The 16,342-nt window shown below is 38.3% G+C and carries 15 protein-coding genes; 6 read left to right on the top strand and 9 right to left on the bottom strand.

The genetic code is table 11. The features are described 5' to 3' along the window. The first annotated feature begins 5 nt into the window (after positions 1-5). From ACS125_RS17755 to proB, 3 genes are all read left to right on the top strand, one after another. A complete protein-coding gene (locus ACS125_RS17755) occupies positions 6-680 on the top strand; it encodes a hypothetical protein (RefSeq protein WP_238611841.1) in 675 nt (224 codons plus the stop codon). A 182-nt stretch (positions 681-862) separates the two neighbouring features. Next, the gene (gene cgtA, locus ACS125_RS17750) at positions 863-2,083 is read left to right on the top strand and encodes an Obg family GTPase CgtA (RefSeq protein ID WP_004790763.1); all 1,221 of its coding nucleotides are present in this window, start codon (positions 863-865) and stop codon (positions 2,081-2,083) included. Positions 2,084-2,098: 15 nt separating this feature from the next. Beyond that, positions 2,099-3,232, top strand: coding sequence for a glutamate 5-kinase (proB, locus tag ACS125_RS17745; protein ID WP_004790764.1), 1,134 nt, complete (start codon positions 2,099-2,101; stop codon positions 3,230-3,232). A 28-nt stretch (positions 3,233-3,260) separates the two neighbouring features. Here proB and ACS125_RS17740 read toward each other — a convergent pair whose 3' ends face one another. Then, positions 3,261-3,917 carry an HAD-IB family hydrolase gene (locus ACS125_RS17740; RefSeq protein ID WP_111854459.1) on the bottom strand — a complete coding sequence of 219 codons (657 nt, stop codon included), beginning with the start codon at positions 3,915-3,917 and terminating at the stop codon, positions 3,261-3,263. Further along, positions 3,884-5,092, bottom strand: a complete 1,209-nt coding sequence (locus ACS125_RS17735; RefSeq protein WP_034596550.1) for a DUF1615 domain-containing protein — start codon at positions 5,090-5,092, stop codon at positions 3,884-3,886. Before ACS125_RS17735 ends, ACS125_RS17740 begins: the two co-directional genes overlap by 34 nt. Positions 5,093-5,175: 83 nt before the next feature. Here ACS125_RS17735 and dusB point away from each other — a divergent pair, with 83 nt between their 5' ends. Further along, positions 5,176-6,201, top strand: coding sequence for a tRNA dihydrouridine synthase DusB (gene dusB / locus ACS125_RS17730; RefSeq protein ID WP_443273659.1), 1,026 nt, complete (start codon positions 5,176-5,178; stop codon positions 6,199-6,201). 37 nt (positions 6,202-6,238) lie between these two features. Here dusB and ACS125_RS17725 read toward each other — a convergent pair whose 3' ends face one another. Continuing rightward, positions 6,239-7,285 carry an NAD(P)H-dependent flavin oxidoreductase gene (locus tag ACS125_RS17725; protein WP_443273657.1) on the bottom strand — a complete coding sequence of 349 codons (1,047 nt, stop codon included), beginning with the start codon at positions 7,283-7,285 and terminating at the stop codon, positions 6,239-6,241. A gap of 117 nt (positions 7,286-7,402) precedes the next feature. After that, positions 7,403-8,104, bottom strand: a complete 702-nt coding sequence (locus tag ACS125_RS17720; protein ID WP_443273655.1) for a VIT1/CCC1 transporter family protein — start codon at positions 8,102-8,104, stop codon at positions 7,403-7,405. A gap of 251 nt (positions 8,105-8,355) precedes the next feature. On the opposite strand from ACS125_RS17720, the gene ACS125_RS17715 reads away from it, so the two are divergent. Both ACS125_RS17715 and wecB read left to right on the top strand, forming a co-directional pair. Next, positions 8,356-9,576, top strand: coding sequence for a tetratricopeptide repeat protein (locus ACS125_RS17715; RefSeq protein WP_443273653.1), 1,221 nt, complete (start codon positions 8,356-8,358; stop codon positions 9,574-9,576). Between the two features lies 1 nt (position 9,577). Beyond that, positions 9,578-10,720, top strand: a complete 1,143-nt coding sequence (gene wecB, locus ACS125_RS17710) for a non-hydrolyzing UDP-N-acetylglucosamine 2-epimerase (protein WP_443273651.1) — start codon at positions 9,578-9,580, stop codon at positions 10,718-10,720. Here the strand turns inward: wecB and ACS125_RS17705 are convergent. The 5 genes from ACS125_RS17705 to ACS125_RS17685 are packed head-to-tail and all read right to left on the bottom strand — an operon-like array spanning position 10,705 to position 16,324. Further along, on the bottom strand, positions 10,705-11,625 hold the full coding sequence (locus ACS125_RS17705) for a hypothetical protein (RefSeq protein ID WP_174759435.1): 921 nt from the start codon (positions 11,623-11,625) through the stop codon (positions 10,705-10,707). The genes wecB and ACS125_RS17705 overlap by 16 nt on opposite strands. Further along, complete coding sequence (locus ACS125_RS17700) at positions 11,603-13,447, bottom strand: hypothetical protein (RefSeq protein WP_443273649.1); 1,845 nt, start codon at positions 13,445-13,447, stop codon at positions 11,603-11,605. Before ACS125_RS17700 ends, ACS125_RS17705 begins: the two co-directional genes overlap by 23 nt. Beyond that, the gene (locus tag ACS125_RS17695) at positions 13,448-14,698 is read right to left on the bottom strand and encodes a glycosyltransferase family 2 protein (RefSeq protein WP_151964161.1); all 1,251 of its coding nucleotides are present in this window, start codon (positions 14,696-14,698) and stop codon (positions 13,448-13,450) included. It lies immediately after the preceding gene. After that, complete coding sequence (locus tag ACS125_RS17690; RefSeq protein ID WP_443273646.1) at positions 14,685-15,581, bottom strand: hypothetical protein; 897 nt, start codon at positions 15,579-15,581, stop codon at positions 14,685-14,687. The genes ACS125_RS17695 and ACS125_RS17690 overlap by 14 nt, the downstream gene beginning before the upstream one ends. Beyond that, positions 15,581-16,324, bottom strand: a complete 744-nt coding sequence (locus tag ACS125_RS17685) for a hypothetical protein (RefSeq protein WP_004643626.1) — start codon at positions 16,322-16,324, stop codon at positions 15,581-15,583. The genes ACS125_RS17690 and ACS125_RS17685 overlap by 1 nt, the downstream gene beginning before the upstream one ends. Between the last annotated feature and the right edge of the window lie 18 nt (positions 16,325-16,342).

The raw sequence follows: 16,342 nt of genomic DNA, 5'->3' as shown, positions 1-16,342 counted from the left end.
TAGTAATGTTTCGTTCACTCAAAAGTATGTTAATCAGTTTTTTCTTAATGATGATCCTTGCTGCTGTTATGTTTTGGGTATATCTCAATATTCAAGCTAATTTAGTTGTTTCGGCTCATAATGCCGATATTACTTTACCTGACTCTTTAGAAACAAAGATTCAAGTTGGCAATACTTTACAGGTCCAATCTATTGGTAAACTTGATACAACATTAGATATAGACCGCCAACTAACTTTACCTTTAAAAGGGAAATATCTGGCAGATTTAAGTTTTGCTGTAGAGACACCAATTACAGTGAGTGTTGACTATTCAACAACTTTAAAAATTGATCAGATTATGCCTCTTGAAACTACGACTGACCTCGTCTATCAAAGTAAATTTTTGCCAAAATTTCCACTTAAGCTAGATATTCCCATCAAGCTGGATGTTCCTTTTAATTTAAAACGTAGTTATACCATTCCAGTTAAAATTGTTTTTGATGGTCCTGTTTATTTTGAATTTGATGAGCCAGTAAATTTATCGGTTAAACATCGATTTAACCCAAGTCTACAAGTGAATGACCCTATGGAAATGGGGAATGTCTCTTCATTTAATGCGATCATGTATAATTCGGTTCCAAAAACAAAAGCAAATCTTGATATGCAAATGACCTTGCCATTACGTAATGTCCATCCTTAAAAATTAAATAGTTATTCTGCATTTTATGTTGGGTAAAGCCCGTATTTGTAAATCTAAAATGCTTTTGATGACTTAAAGATAAAAACAGACCGTTATAAATGGGAATTGTCCCATTTTCTATTCGAGAATTTTATGAAAATATGGCAGAATAGGCGGTTTTAGAGTTTTTAGAGGATTGGCAGATGCGCTTTGTTGATGAAGCAGTCATTACCGTAGAGGCTGGCGACGGTGGCAATGGCGTAGCCAGTTTTCGCCGTGAAAAATTTGTACCATTTGGTGGCCCAGATGGTGGTGATGGCGGACGTGGTGGAAGTATCTATATTCAAGCTGATGATGATACGAGTACGCTAGTCGATTACCGTTACACACGTAAGTTCCGTGCTGAACGCGGAAAGAATGGTGCAGGCGCTAACTGTACCGGACGTGGTGGTGAAGATGTGGTTTTAAAAGTACCCGTTGGTACAACAATTGTTGATACAGATTCAGGCGATATTATTGGCGATTTGGTTGAAGATGGCCAAAGAATTCTGGTTGCAGGTGGTGGTGATGGTGGTTTAGGGAATACCCACTTTAAATCATCAACTAACCGTGCTCCGCGTAAATGTACGACAGGCATCAAAGGTGAATTTCGTGAAATTCGTCTTGAATTAAAAGTATTGGCAGATGTTGGTTTATTGGGTATGCCAAATGCTGGTAAATCAACCTTTATTCGTGCTGTAAGTGCTGCAAAACCAAAAGTAGCAGATTATCCATTTACAACCATGGTTCCAAACTTGGGTGTTGTAGATGCTGACCGTCATCGTTCATTTGTAATGGCCGATATTCCTGGTTTGATTGAAGGTGCAGCGGAAGGTGCAGGTTTGGGAATTCGTTTCCTTAAACATTTAGCACGTACGCGTATCCTTTTACACATTATTGATGTGCAACCAATTGACGGTTCGGATCCTGCGCATAATGCAAAAGCAATTATGAATGAGTTAGCTAAGTTTTCTCCTACTTTGGCTAAACTTCCGATTGTTTTAGTACTGAATAAACTGGATCAGATTGCTGAAGAAAGTCGTGAAGAGTGGTGTCAGCATATTCTAGATGAACTAGAGTGGACTGGGCCTGTCTTTAAGACATCAGGTCTATTAAGTGAAGGTACAAAAGACGTTGTGTATTACCTCATGGATCAGATTGAACAACAACGTGAACGCGAAGTTGAAGATCCTGAATATGCAGCAGAAGTAAGAGCTTTCCGTGAACAACTAGAAGTTGAAACACGTGAACAAACCATTGCGGCAAAAGAAGCATATCGTGCTATGCGTCGAGCACAACGTCTTGAAGGCATGTTGGGCGATGATGATGATTTTGACGATGATGAAGACGACAATGATGTAGAAAGCATCTACGTTCGTGACTAAAAAACCGAGGAAAACATGATAGAAGTGGTCGATGGGCAACGTCAGCTCAGTGAGTGTAAACGAATCGTTGTTAAAATCGGATCATCTTTACTCACAGCCAATGGGCAAGGTTTAGATTTGAATGCTATTTCGCATTGGGCGAAACAGATTGCAGATCTACACAATGCCGGACACGAAATTATTCTAGTGTCTTCTGGAGCTGTGGCTGAAGGTATGGTTCGTATGAAGCTTGCAAGTCGACCCACCGATCTACCCAGTCTACAAGCCTGTGCTGCGATTGGGCAGATGGGTTTAATTCATACTTGGTCTAGTGTGCTTGAAGAACATGGTATTCGTACTGCTCAGGTTTTACTCACCCATGATGATCTAGCGGACCGCCGTCGTTATTTAAACTCATGTGATGCTTTGCAAAACTTGATTGATTGGCGTGTGATTCCAGTTATTAATGAAAATGATACGGTATCTACCGACGAGATTCGCTTTGGTGATAACGATACTTTAGCTGCGATGGTTGCAGGTCAGGTTCATGCAGAATTGTTGATCATTTTAACTGATCAGCAGGGTATGTTTGATTCAGATCCGCGTCACAATCCCGATGCTAAATTACTCTCTACTGTTCGTGCCATGGACGATGTTTTATTCGAAATGGCTGGCGGTGGTGGTGTGCTCGGCAGAGGTGGTATGGTGACTAAGGTTCGTGCCGCACGTTTAGCTGCTAAATCGGGTTGTCCAACGCTCATTGCGAGTGGTGAAAGTGACAATGTCTTGTCACGTGCGATGGCAGGTGAAATGCTAGGTACGTTGTTTACTACAGATAAAGACCGTATGACTGCTCATCAACAATGGCTCGCTGCTCATTTACAAACGGCAGGCCGTCTTGTAATTGATGATGGTGCTGTTGAAGCGATTAAATTAAAACATCGCAGTTTGCTTCCAGTTGGGGTTAAAACTGTTGAAGGACATTTTGATCGGGGCGATGTGGTTGAATGTGTAGATAAACAAGGTAAACGTATTGCAGTAGGTCGAGTGAATTTCAGTTCACGGTCTGCTGAAATTATTAAAGGCTTAGCCTCAGATAAGGTTTATCAAGTGTTAGGTGAAGCTCGTTCACTTGAAATGATTCATCGTGATCATATGGCAATTTATTAAGTTATGTCTAAATAAAAAAAAGCTCGCTTTATGCGAGCTTTTTTTCTGGCGTTAAAATAGGTAGCACACGGTCTTCACCTACCATATAGGGGTGTGTCGCGAGACTGAGCATATCTAGGTCTTCTGAGCTATTACCATACGCATAAACTTGATGGTAATGCTGGAGCGTATATTGCTGATGTATTCTTAATTTCTTTTGTTCACTACTACAATCTGGGGTGGAGTAGTAACCTGTCATCATGCCGTTTTTAATTTGAGTTTCAGTACAAATTAATTCGATATTCAGTAGTTTACAAAGTGGAGCAAGATAAACATCAATTGAAGCTGAAACCAGTACCACTCGATCACCACGTAACTGATGATGTTGTAACTGTGCGAAAAGTTCAGGTGAAAGCGAAGAGACTAACTCTTGTGCATATTCTTCACCTAATCTTTGCAGTTCAATTGCAGGGGTATTTTTGAACATGCTGCGAAATAACTTGGCACGCATAGCATGAGCTGGATAAAAGTTAAGATAGTAGGCTTGAATCCATGGCAGGATTTTCAAACCTTGTTTAACAATATGGCGCTTAGACAAAGCATAAAAGATGAAACCTGTAAAACTATCTTTACTACACAAGGTTCCATCAAAATCGAACAGGGCGAGACTTTTTATAGTCTTATGCGTTTCGCTCGTTGCATACATGATTCATATCGTCCGTTTACGCGGGTTGCATACCAGTTGGTATTATAGTCACGACTTAATTTTGGCCCAGAAATGACCACTTGTGGCATCATTGCATAGATAGGTTCTTTACCTGTCTTTGCTTTATAAAGTTTCGTTAGAGCGATATAAGTTTGAGTACTTTCAAACTTTTTCTCTTTTTCTAATTTAAGGTCATCACGAATTTGTCGTGGGGTAACCAATACATTATTTTTTGCAAATACAGTAATCAGTTCTTTTTCTGACTGGCTTTGAGTCGGACGCGGATCACCATCTTTTGTGTAAAGAAGTAGATCACCATCAAGACTGATTTCAGTATCTGTTAGGTCATTTAACATGCTTTGAAAAGCAGCATTACGGCTAGAATACATACCTGAGTTATAGTCTGCAAATCGATAAATGGCTTTATCATAGTCTGCTGGATAAACCATTAAACGATGAATACCATAATATAAACCGCCATATTCAGTATATAAGTCATCACGAAGTGCAGCGGTATTCATGCTTGAGCGTTTATTGGCTTTCGCATAGTTAATATGAACTTGCATAGAACCCAAGGTGGTAATAGGGTTCATTTTCTCGCCAATATCTTGCCCAACCAATTTGGCAGCACCTGTTAATGCACTCACATGGTAATGCTTAGCCATAAAATCGAAAATTTCTCGGTAAAGTAAGTCGAGGTCTTTCTCTGTTTTAACCTTGCGCATTTGACTCATATAGTTGTTATCGGGAGAAGGCTGAGTTCTTAGCACTTCTTCAAAATAACCGGCAATTGTTCCACCAATGGTTTTACCAAGCTTATCTTCAAACTTTTCATTTAAACGTGTGCTAACTTCTTCAACTGCTTTTTGGCCTAATCCCGGTACTTGAGGGTTGGCAACAAAGTTAGATTCTTGATCTACTACAGCCACAATACTACAGACATTTTTCTTGGTTTTAGGAATATCCAAGTCTTTCATAATGTCGTCAATATCTTTAGCCCATGACTCACGATCATGTACACGCGATGGGATTAGACGTTTAATCTGTTGGCTTTCTAATTCAGGCTCATCATTATTTGACCACCAAGCTTTATCTCCACAAGCAGCTAAACTCATGCACACGGCAACCATACCGAATGATTTTAATAAAAAACGGGAAGACAACGGTTTGTTCATGGCGAGGAAAGCACCTGCATAAAAAGATGAGCCGATTAAGCGGATGAAGTATACTATGTTGATCATCAATTGTATGAATATATATGTATATTGGTCCCTATCAACTGTCAAATAATTTAATTGTTGCTCCTATGGCCGGAGTTACTGACCGTCCATTTAGAACACTCTGCAAGTATTTTGGCGCAGGCCATGCAGTCAGTGAAATGATGACTGCTGATAAAACTTTGCGGATGAGCAAAAAGAGCCTCTACCGTGCGAACTTTGAAGGTGAACTCGCTCCAATCTCTGCTCAAATTGCAGGTTCTGATCCTGAACAATTGGCAGAGGCTGCACGCTATCAAGTAGCAAATGGCGCACAAATTGTTGATATCAATATGGGATGTCCTGCCAAGAAAGTATGTAATAAGCTCGCCGGTTCAGCGTTATTACAAGATGAAGACTTAGTGGCTCGAATTCTTGATACAGTGGTCGCTGCTGTTGATGTTCCCGTGACTTTGAAAACCCGTTTAGGCTTTTTAAATGGTCAGGAAAATATTTTAAGAGTAGCAAAAAGAGCAGAAGAAGCGGGGATTGCCGCGCTAGCTTTACATGGCCGCACCCGTGAAGACATGTATTTAAATACAGCACGTTATGATTTGATCAAACATGTCAAAGAATTAATCAATATTCCACTTATTGCGAACGGTGATATTGATAGTCCTGAAAAAGCAAAATATGTACTCGACTATACAGGGGCCGATGCAATTATGATTGGTCGTGCTGCTCAAGGTCGACCATGGATTTTTCGTGAAATTGCTCATTATTTAAAAACTGGTGAACATTTGGCTGCACCTAATATTGAAGAGGTGAAGCAGGTGTTACTAGGACATTTATCAGAACTTTATCAATTTTATGGTGAATACTCTGGCTGCCGTATTGCCCGCAAACACATTGCTTGGTACACAAAAGGTTTACGCTCAAGTAACGAATTTCGCCAAAATATGTATAAAGTTGAAAGCACTGCTGAACAAGCATTAGTGGTCGAAAACTATTTTAATCAGTTATTAGCTGAAGGCAATTTGATGAGTGATGTTCAGGTTGAGCAGGTTAACTTACTAGAAACCCATTAAATAAAAAGCCAGTATATGATTACTGGCTTTTTAAGATTTACTCATCTTCTAGCATTTCTACAACTAACTGGTTAACCAGATCAGCAGCATCTAGCTCTCGTATTTGAGAGACATTACTACCCGCCCAAAAAGCACCGAAGCCATAGTCTTTATTCTTGCTTGCAATGGCATTTAATTGCTTGGCTAGATCGTATGCATATGGATATTCGGGTTGAGGAGGGCGATTAGGTAAATCAATTTGTGTGTGCCAATGGTTGAGCAGGCCACGGGCTGGACGCCCAGAAAGACTGGCGCTGATTTGTGTCACAGGCTCATTAAATAAAGCCTTACGATACTCGGCAGATGCATTTGATGTATGGCATTGCACAAATGCTGTTCCGAGTTGAACCGCAGTAGCTCCTAAGCTCAACATATGTCGTGCCTGAGCTCCATTCATAATACCGCCTGCGGCTACCACAGGTGGTTTGCAATGCTTGACAATAAGGTGTACTAAATCGCTCGTTTTAATTGCTGCATCAAAGGTTTTATTAAAGATTCCACGGTGTCCGCCTGCTTCAACCCCTTGAGCAATAATAATATCTATACCAGCCGCTTCAATGGCTTGTGCTTCAACTAAATTGGTAGCAGACACCATCGTAATAATTCCGGCATCTTTTAATGCCTGAATTTGATGGGGATGGGGAATGCCAAAATGAAAACTGACCGCTTTAGGTTTGGTTTCTAATACGACATTTAGAAAATCATCATTATCAAGAAAACTTGGATAAATACAGTTTAAGTTTTGAGGAGGCTGTTCTCCGAACTTTTCAAATTGGGGGCGTAAATATTCAATCCATTGTGCTGAGGTTTGAGGGTTTAGTTGTTCGGGTTGATGGCAGAAAAAATTAACCTGAAATGATTTTTCTGTAAGTGTTTGGGTTTTTAAAATCTGTTCACGTGCACTTTGCGCCGTATTTGCACCTAGACCTAAGGATCCAAGACCACCCTGATTAGAAACTTCTGCTGCAAGTTCAGGTGTAGATACACCTGCCATAGGGGCAAGAAAAATTGGATGTTTAATTTCAAGTTGTTGTAATAGGTCCATTTTATTCACCTCATTTCTTTCTATTCACCATAGCGTGAAAACCGAACCAAGAGCAAATAATATTGGGCATTTAGTTTTTAAATATTTAGTTCTTAAACATTGATAAGTTCTGATTTTTTAAAGTGGAGTAACATGAAATAAAGAGCCGATCCAGCTTGAAAAGCCCATCGCTAAAATTCCCCACAAGGTAATGCGTAGACTCCCTTTAAGCTTGGAAGTACCTGCGAAATGACTTGATAGCGCTCCTAAAAAGGCTAATGAAATAATGCCAAATATTAAGACTGTTTTTTCGATCCATATATCTGGACTGAGTAAAATAGCGAGCATAGGGAAAAAAGCCCCAAAAGAAAATGAAGCAGCAGATGAGAACGCTGCCTGAACCGGATTTGCTGCGGTATTTTCGTGAATACCGATCTCATCACGGGCATGAGCACCTAATGCATCATGGGTTGTTAACTGCAAAGCAACCTCTTGAGCCAATTCTTTAGACAGGCCTCTAGAAATATAAATTTGGGTGAGCTCATCTAATTCTTTTTGAGGGTGCTTCGAGAGTTCTTTTGCTTCAATCGCTAGATCTGCTTTTTCAATATCTTCTTGAGATTTTACAGAGATATATTCTCCAGCAGCCATTGATGTAGCACCAGAAATTAGTCCGGCAATACATGTAATTAATAGGGTGTGTGAATTGGCTCCACTTGCTGCCATACCCATAATTAAGCTAGTGACGGAAATAATCCCATCATTGGCTCCTAATACTGAAGCTCTTAACCAACCTGAACGGTGAATTGCATGATGCTCTGTATGATGTGGAAAAGCCATGTGTTTTGCCTTATAAATGTTTTATAGATGCTATGAAATTTTACAATTTATTGATCAAAAAATATGTCATCATTATAGGGAATTTGGGGATGCTAAAGAATAGATCAATAATAAAAATGGAGACTAAATAATTAGTTTTAAAAATGCTTAACCTAATTTAACGATGTAAATTATTCTTTTTAATTATAATATTATTGGTCATTCAAAGAACTTGCCCTCCCTAATAAGTCTAATTTACTGTAGAGGTGAAAATGAAGAATAGCAAAACAATAAATTCTATAACTCATTCAATATTAATTATGGGAGCAGTGATTTCTTGTGTAGGCGTGCTAAACATAAGCTCGGCTTTTGCACAGGATCAAATAAATCCTGAATATAAACCGGGTAATCCGATTTATGATAAATGGGACCAATTTTATAAAATTGAGAAGACTCAACCGGAAAATGCCGAGAAGTTATTATTAGAACTCGGCGAAATGACACCTCAAGATATTAAAGTATGGAAAAGTTTAACTTATTTGCAGATCAGAATAGGCAAGCAAGAAGCCGCTTTGCAAAGTTTAAGAAAAGCAGAGGCATTAGACCCAGCAGACGATAATTTAAAACTCCAAGAAGCCTATCTACTTAATTCTCAAAAAAATAATAAAGAAGCTTTGGTGGTTTTTAAAGAACTTACGCAATCTAAAGATGAGGATATTGCCAATAAGGCGACACAAGCTGTAAAGAATTTAAGTGGAGGGGAAGTCAAAACTTATTTCCGTGATGTGTATTTTGCGCCTTCATATGAGTCACGTTATGACGATGTGATTTTTCCTCTGAAAGCCCGTTATGGTAAGAATCTTGATAATGGTCGAGCACAGGTGTATGGCTTTTTAAACCTAAACCGTGATACCCAATCTCAGGGCGGGGTACGACCTGAAATTATTGATGAAAATGCAGTAACTCTAGGTGTTGGCGCTAATTACCAACCTTGGACATCTATACCTGTGCGCATGTATTTAGAAGTAGGCGGAAGTTACGATCTGATTGATCGAAATAGAGATAAATTTCGTGAAAGTGTTGTCGGTGGGGTGACAGGGTATCAAGAGTGGTATTCTCAAAATAGTTGTAATCATTCACTTTGCTTTAATGATTACTTCACTGATTTATATGGTAATGCAGCAACTTATTCTAGAGAAGATTATAACGTTATTGGCGATTTACGCTTACGTACGGGTTTGAATGTCTATAAAGGCGAGAATGGAACTGTTCAGGCTTATATGAAATTGCATGGCTTAGCTGACAGTAAAGATGAATATTACAATAATTTATTTGAATATGGCCCTGGCATTTCATGGCAGCCTTTTAATTATCAGCCGATAAAACTACGTGTTGAACGACTATATGGCAATTACTTTAAAGATGTACCAGTAAATACGAAAGATCACTACAACAATACTCGAGTAGAACTCGTCTTTTATAAGGATTTCTAAAATGAAGAAAATATTTATATCTATTGTATTTGGAACTCGTCCTGAATTAATCAAACTTGCCCCTGTTATTTTATTGGCAAAGCAAGATCCTCGTTTTCAAGTTGAGGTAATTTTTACTGGACAACACGATGAATTGGTAAGAGATGCTATAGATTTCTTTGGGGTTGAAATTGACCACCGTCTTAAAATTATGAATGCTGGACAAAGTTTAAATCAGCTACTAATACACGGTTTGAGCCAAATCGAGAATGTATACACGGATGGGCAAAAAAGAGATGCAATTGTTATTCAGGGAGATACAACAACTGTTTTAGCGGCTGGTTTGGTCGCATTTTCAATGAAGATTCCTGTGGCTCATGTAGAGGCAGGTTTACGTTCTTATGATTTAGATCATCCTTTTCCAGAAGAGGGAAATCGTCAGTTGGTTTCACGTATTACCAAATGGCATTTTGCCCCAACAGAACAATCAAAAAGAAATCTACTCAATGAGCAAATTCCATTAGAACTCATTACAGTTACAGGTAATACCGTTGTTGATGCAGTGTATTTAGGACGTAAATTAATTTCCGAAAAATCTGATTTGAAGAACCAGCTTGAACCTTATGGAATTCAATTAAAGCAAGATGACAAAGTTGTACTTATTACTGCTCATCGTCGTGAAAACTTTGGCGGGGGAATTCAAAATATTTGCAATGCGGTTGAGCATTTAGCCAAAGACCATCCTGATTTACATTTTATTTGGCCAGTCCATTTAAACCCAGCCGTACATGATGTGGTTCATGATAAGTTTAAAGATCATCCGAAAATCCATCTTGTTAAACCATTAGACTATCCTAGTTTATTGGCAGTCATAGACCGATCTACTTTTATTTTGACGGACTCAGGTGGCTTACAAGAAGAGAGTCCATCATTTAATAAGCCAGTTTTAATCTTACGAGATACTACAGAGCGGCCTGAAGTTGTTGAAGTTGGGGCAGGTGTTTTAGTGGGTACAAACCAACAAAAAATTATTGAAGAAGCTGAAAAGCTACTTACTGACCAACAGCACTATGAAAAAATGGCGCACGTAGAAAACCCATTTGGTGACGGGCAAGCAGCTCAACGTATTCTTAATCAAATTGCTAAATCTTATGAATTGGTATAATTATGAGTTAAGAATTTCTTCTCACTTATGGCTTTATTAACACCACCATAAGTGAGTCGATACCACAAGCTCACAATATTGACGCACCAGCGGCTCATGTAATGAGGACCATCAAAAATATAGACAGTTTTTCCTTCATATGCTTTTAGCTGAGAAATAATTTCCCAAGGATATGCAGCTCTAAATTGCCCATTTTTTTTAACTCTAAAGGCTTCTAGTACTATAATTACTTTATCTTTTCCAAGCTTTTGTTCAAGTTGATCTAAAATATGTTTGGCTTGCTGAGGAGACCGTACACCTACGCCAACGCCGTCTTGGAAGAAAACGCCGTTATGTTCTGGTAACCAGCTTTTAACCCATAAATCATAATGTTCGGGTTCGCGTTCACCACTATAAATACTGACCCAAACTGGTACTGGAAGTTTACTTAAAACCTGACCTAAAGCACTTACTCTTAACCACGTCGGATCTGCTTCTACCGGAAAATAATAACCTTTAGGTGCAGTTTTTTGCTCTTTTATAATTTGGGCAGATTTTTCCCCTAACTCAGTAACATTTGCCCGAGCTTTAGGTTCATTATATTCGCCGGCTAAACCCAATATTAGATTTTTAGCCCAAGGCTCTTGTTTAATTTTTTCTAAATTAATTGCTTTTTCCCATTGAGGAAAGTTTGATTCTTTCCACCATGATTTAGACTCAACAACAGACCATTGGGGAACAAAGGTGTTAACACCCAAATAGTGCCAGTTTCCCTCTGGTGGAGTAGTGTTATTGTCGGGCTGCCAGAAAATTCCTTCAATATGCGGGGCTTGTCCTTGATGTTTGAACAACCCCGCATAAGCTATGACACTACAAATAATTAAAATGATAAAAGCAGCTATTTTAATTGGTATCTGTTTTTTCATTATTTCGTCTTAACCAGTACCACAAGAAGATAATTATTATCATGATTGCAGAGATAATCACAACTAATAAGAAGAAAGAAGATTGTTGAACTAAAGGCGCTTTTTGATTTCCGACAATAAGTTTTTGTAAAACATAAATATTTCCATTTTCTGAAACTAACATTTTTGTCACGTTATTTGGAATTTTATGTTGGATTTTTTCCCAAAGATGCATAAAGCTTTGTGCACCACCTTCTGAGTCGGTAATCACGTCAAAGCGATTATTGTTATAACTCACAATAAAACCATTAACAGCAGCAGGCGCATAAATAATATCTTGGTGCATTAATACCTGTTGCTGATAAATATCTTTATTCACACGAACATTTACTGATTGTGGTGCACTTGGTGAATACCGGACTAGGTTAAGTGGCATTGGTCCTTGTGTTAAAAGCATTTTTTTCGCAGTTTGGCCTAATACAATCGCGATATTTAGAGCACCCGATTGATCATCAATTGCAATGGTTGGGGTTGTTGCTAAAGTCATTGAAATTGCCGCTACGCCATTTTTGAGTTTATGCGGCAGTTTTAAAGTCGATTTGGCTGTATCAATCCAGAGTGAGCCATGGGCATTGGGTAAACACTGAGAGTTAGCAATCACCGAGTTTTCAAGCTTTAAATTAAAATTGGTCGTATTAGAAATAGCTTTTGCAAAAATGTTGAATTGTCGGTTTACGGGATCGGAAGCAAGGTCAGCTGTTTTCATGCTGCCTGCAAGTCCGCCATCAATCCAAGCCGTAATATTTGAACCTTGCAATAAACCACTTTGAATGCGAAGTGCAATTTGTCCTTGCAAGATATCGGTTGGTTGCCATACTGCTGGGAAATCAAGGAATAAGTTCTTTTCAGCGTGGTTTAATCTGAAGTCTTCAATGCCTAAATCGGCAAGTGTATTAATTTTTTTAAATTGTGCCCAAGCGGGATTGGAGATCGTTGTGGGAAAAATTGCACTCCCAGTATCAAGCTGCTGTAAATAAGAGGGATTAATTAAGCCATTTACAGCAGCAGAGAGTTCTTGTGGGGTATGATAAGTAATTGAAAGAGTGGCTACTCCATCTGCTGGTTTTGCAATTTGTACTAAAGCACCTCCTTTGAGGGGCGTAGCTGAGTGAATCACTTCAATAATAAAATTTGTTTCATCATTTAAATTAATTTGTCCTGAATCAACCCATTCTATCGGCGTGATTGAAGTCCATGAACTTGCTAATCTAGCGAGCATAGATGCTTCTATAATTTCTTTGCGATTATATTTTAAGATGCCAACAAATGGCGTAAGTCGTCTCGTTTGTGGATTAAATAATGCATCTGGTAAGTAGTTAAGCTGATAATTATTTCTGATTGAAGTAAAGTCGATTTGAGAATTACTGAAGTAAGTTAAATGATCAATATCTTCTGAACAGAAGGTTTCTTTTATTTGATTAAGATTAGTAGGCTTAGAATATTGTTGAATAATAAAATCTAAACGGTGGAAGCCACTTTGACTTGGAGGAATATCAAATTTGAATTGACCGTCCCCATTCAGGGTAGTGTTATAAATGAGTTTGTCATCATATTTAACTAATAAGGTTGTATCACTTTCAGTGGAATAATCACTTGAAAATTGAATGTTTTGCCACTGGGCACCTTTTCCAATATAGAAAAAATGTGGCTCGACTGTATATTTGGTTGAGGTACTAATATCGTCGAGTTTCCATGTATACGCATGAGCAGACATGGCGAGCATAAGACTGGTGCTGGCAAGGAGCACTTGAGCTGTTTTATAAAGATCAAAAGTCTTTTTCATTTATTTTTTCTCCTTGCTACGTTCCGTTTTGTACCATTGAAGGGAATTACCCTGTATTTTATTTTTAAGCATGTCATATGCAGCTTTAAATACAATAAATAGAAATATTTGTGAGTAACTTACGTAAGATAAAACTGAATAAAAGTAGAGTTCCGGTTTAACTTTTTCGAGGGAAAGGGTAAACCACATTTGTGCAACATATAGGCAAAATGAGAGTCCCCACAACGTCGTAAATGGACCTGGAACTGAAATGCCTGCAATACCTAGTAACCCAAGCGTCAAGGTAATATGACTCCAGAATAAAGCAGGTACGAAAAGTATGTAGCACATAATATTGTTAAGAATTTCAATTCCAATAGGAAATGGGGTTCTTAACGCTACGGGTAAATATTTACGAGTTACATAAAAATTACCCTGAGTCCAACGTGAGCGCTGTTTAACAAACACACTTAAAGATGGCGGATCTTGTTGCCAACCAATTGCGTAGGGAACCCATTTAATTCGTTTTTGGCCGATAAAAATTCGGAAACTCATTTCAGTGTCATCGACTAATGACTTTTCATCAAAACCACCTAAGGTTTCTAATGCATCACGCCAAATGACATAGTTGGTACCCATTAATGTGGATAGCTCAAAACGTTGCCAACGCCCGCCTTGGAAAATCCATTGGAAAAAGATGAACTCAATGGCAATAAATCGAGTCAGAATACTATCTTGCCAATTACGGGTTCTTACTTTGCCATTTACGGCTACTAATTTTTTATCTGCAAGTAGTGTTTGAGCTAATAACCTTACGCAGTCGGGTTCAGGTGTGCTGTCTGCGTCATAAACAACAATGAGTTCACCTTTGGCATGGGGTAGGCCATTATTCAGTGTCCTAGATTTACCTTTGCCTCCCATTCCTTTAGGAACATTGACAATTTTTATGCAAGGATAAATCTGCGCTAGATTTTCGGCGATTTCTAGGGTGTTATCTTTAGAACCATCATTAATCAGCAAAACTTCATATGCTTCGGCTGGATAATCCTGTTGCGCGATTGCATGTAAAGTATCTTCAATCACTACGCCTTCATTATAGGCAGGAATCAAAACACTCAAAACGGGCCATCTATCGGGTACGGGTAGGTTCTGTAACTCTTTTTCTGCTGTTTTTGAGTATTTCCAAGCCTGATAACTTAGCCATGCCCAAAATGCTTGAGGAATCCAGATGCCTAAAAAACCAAATAGGAAGAGAATATCAATGGGAGCCATTTGATTTAACCCTCCTAATAATAGATGAGATCAGCAATAACAATAAAATCACCCCGATGACCAAGGAGATCCAAGAAATATAGCTGCCGAAAGTACCAAGTAGGTCAGGATAGGTTGTGGTTAAAATAAGATCGAGAGGAACTACGACTGTGCTTAAACCAATAAAAATATACCCAAAAAAACTAGTGTTTACATGTTCAGGCGTGCTTATGTATTTAATATTATTAAATTTCCATGAGATACCGAGTTGAGGATATCGAATATTTGTAGTCGGTAGATCGGCAGGAGGATTAATAATAATTTCATAACCAGAAACATGACCATTAAAATTTTTGGCTGAATAAAATAAGTGCTGCTTTTGTTTAATCTCTCTAGAGGGTAGAGGAAGTTCCTTTGGATTAAACTTAACAATATAGCTGCCAGCCGTCTGGGAAATTAAGTTTTCATCCCAACCTGTTGAAACAAAAGCAGCCATAGGTCGTAAGCCAATTGCAGTTGAAAATGTAGCTTTGGCTGCAAAATATTGGGGTTGTTCAGATTTAAAAAGAGCAATAGGAATAGCACCTTGACTCACTGCTTCTTTTAATAAGAAATAGTGAGAAAAGCTAAAAACTTCATCTGGTAGTATGATGCCTGGCTTTATTCCTTTATGAATCAGCCCTTGAAAACTATCTGAACTGATTTGGTCAATTGTAAAAATAGGCCACCATGTGTCCTGTGATGTGAAAAACATGGAAAGGTCATCCATGCTTTGAACTTCAGTTTTTGTTTGTTCAGATTTAATCTCGCAATGATAATATTGACGATAGAACTGTTGCAAAGTGCCATCTGGATATTGACTAGAGGCTATAATAATTCCACAAATATTAAGAAGATTAGACATTAAGTAATCTCCTCTTCAGGTGGAATCTGAATAACTTTATATTCGACTTCAAGCCGCAAAGTCATAATTTCTTTTAACTTTTTAATAAATTCAGGTTCTTCTTCTGTTTTTTGTTTACGAATAACAATACTGTATATGGTTTCTAGATCATCATCAGCAAACTGGAAAACAATTTCTTGCGGATGATGCTGGCTCAAAATTTTAATCATTTCATTTTGAGTGGTTTTCCATACATCATCGCCTAACATTTCTTTAATTAAGCTTCGGTTGAGAATCCTGATTTCAAAGACTTCATAATCCTGTATGTGATGGTGGTCAAGAAGCTTAAAGAAACTACGTTGAAAATATTTAAGTGCGCTGAGCGGGAAAATATCACGGCGATAATTTCGATCATAACTTTGTATATCACGATATTTTTGGACGTTAATTTCAATATTGTGGCGTACAGCACTCAGAAAAAGAGGAATGAGAGGGATAATAAAAAGTAAAAGGAGTTGACGTTCAATATGTGTTTGCGCGCCTAGATCAAGCAGAAAATATACTGCAACGCCTACGAAAGCGATTAAACCTACAATTAAAGATGCACCGACTTCTAAAAAAGCACCAGAAATTAAAAGAATAAGAATAAAAATCCAACTTCCTCTAAAACTTACAGGCAGCCACTCATATGCCACCATCCCCATAAATAGATGAGCTGCGATAATCCATAAGACGAGTGTTCTTCCCGGGTTCTTTTGCTGCATGCGACCTCTGGCTACCTT

Origin of the sequence: Acinetobacter sp. PFS20 (genome assembly GCF_052261015.1) — a bacterium.
Lineage (GTDB): Bacteria > Pseudomonadota > Gammaproteobacteria > Pseudomonadales > Moraxellaceae > Acinetobacter.
This window is presented reverse-complemented; position numbering and strand designations above follow the sequence as displayed.

Bases quoted from the DNA above. Each gene is read 5' to 3' on its own strand.
- ACS125_RS17740 (WP_111854459.1), bottom strand. From the start codon at position 3,917: ATGTATGCAACGAGCGAAACGCATAAGACTATAAAAAGTCTCGCCCTG.
- ACS125_RS17735 (WP_034596550.1), bottom strand. From the start codon at position 5,092: ATGAACAAACCGTTGTCTTCCCGTTTTTTATTAAAATCATTCGGTATG.
- ACS125_RS17720 (WP_443273655.1), bottom strand. From the start codon at position 8,104: ATGGCTTTTCCACATCATACAGAGCATCATGCAATTCACCGTTCAGGT.
- cgtA (WP_004790763.1), top strand. From the start codon at position 863: ATGCGCTTTGTTGATGAAGCAGTCATTACCGTAGAGGCTGGCGACGGT.
- ACS125_RS17725 (WP_443273657.1), bottom strand. From the start codon at position 7,285: ATGGACCTATTACAACAACTTGAAATTAAACATCCAATTTTTCTTGCC.
- ACS125_RS17715 (WP_443273653.1), top strand. From the start codon at position 8,356: ATGAAGAATAGCAAAACAATAAATTCTATAACTCATTCAATATTAATT.
- dusB (WP_443273659.1), top strand. From the start codon at position 5,176: ATGTATATTGGTCCCTATCAACTGTCAAATAATTTAATTGTTGCTCCT.
- ACS125_RS17690 (WP_443273646.1), bottom strand. From the start codon at position 15,581: ATGTCTAATCTTCTTAATATTTGTGGAATTATTATAGCCTCTAGTCAA.
- ACS125_RS17685 (WP_004643626.1), bottom strand. From the start codon at position 16,324: ATGCAGCAAAAGAACCCGGGAAGAACACTCGTCTTATGGATTATCGCA.
- ACS125_RS17695 (WP_151964161.1), bottom strand. From the start codon at position 14,698: ATGGCTCCCATTGATATTCTCTTCCTATTTGGTTTTTTAGGCATCTGG.
- wecB (WP_443273651.1), top strand. From the start codon at position 9,578: ATGAAGAAAATATTTATATCTATTGTATTTGGAACTCGTCCTGAATTA.
- ACS125_RS17700 (WP_443273649.1), bottom strand. From the start codon at position 13,447: ATGAAAAAGACTTTTGATCTTTATAAAACAGCTCAAGTGCTCCTTGCC.
- ACS125_RS17705 (WP_174759435.1), bottom strand. From the start codon at position 11,625: ATGAAAAAACAGATACCAATTAAAATAGCTGCTTTTATCATTTTAATT.
- ACS125_RS17755 (WP_238611841.1), top strand. From the start codon at position 6: ATGTTTCGTTCACTCAAAAGTATGTTAATCAGTTTTTTCTTAATGATG.
- proB (WP_004790764.1), top strand. From the start codon at position 2,099: ATGATAGAAGTGGTCGATGGGCAACGTCAGCTCAGTGAGTGTAAACGA.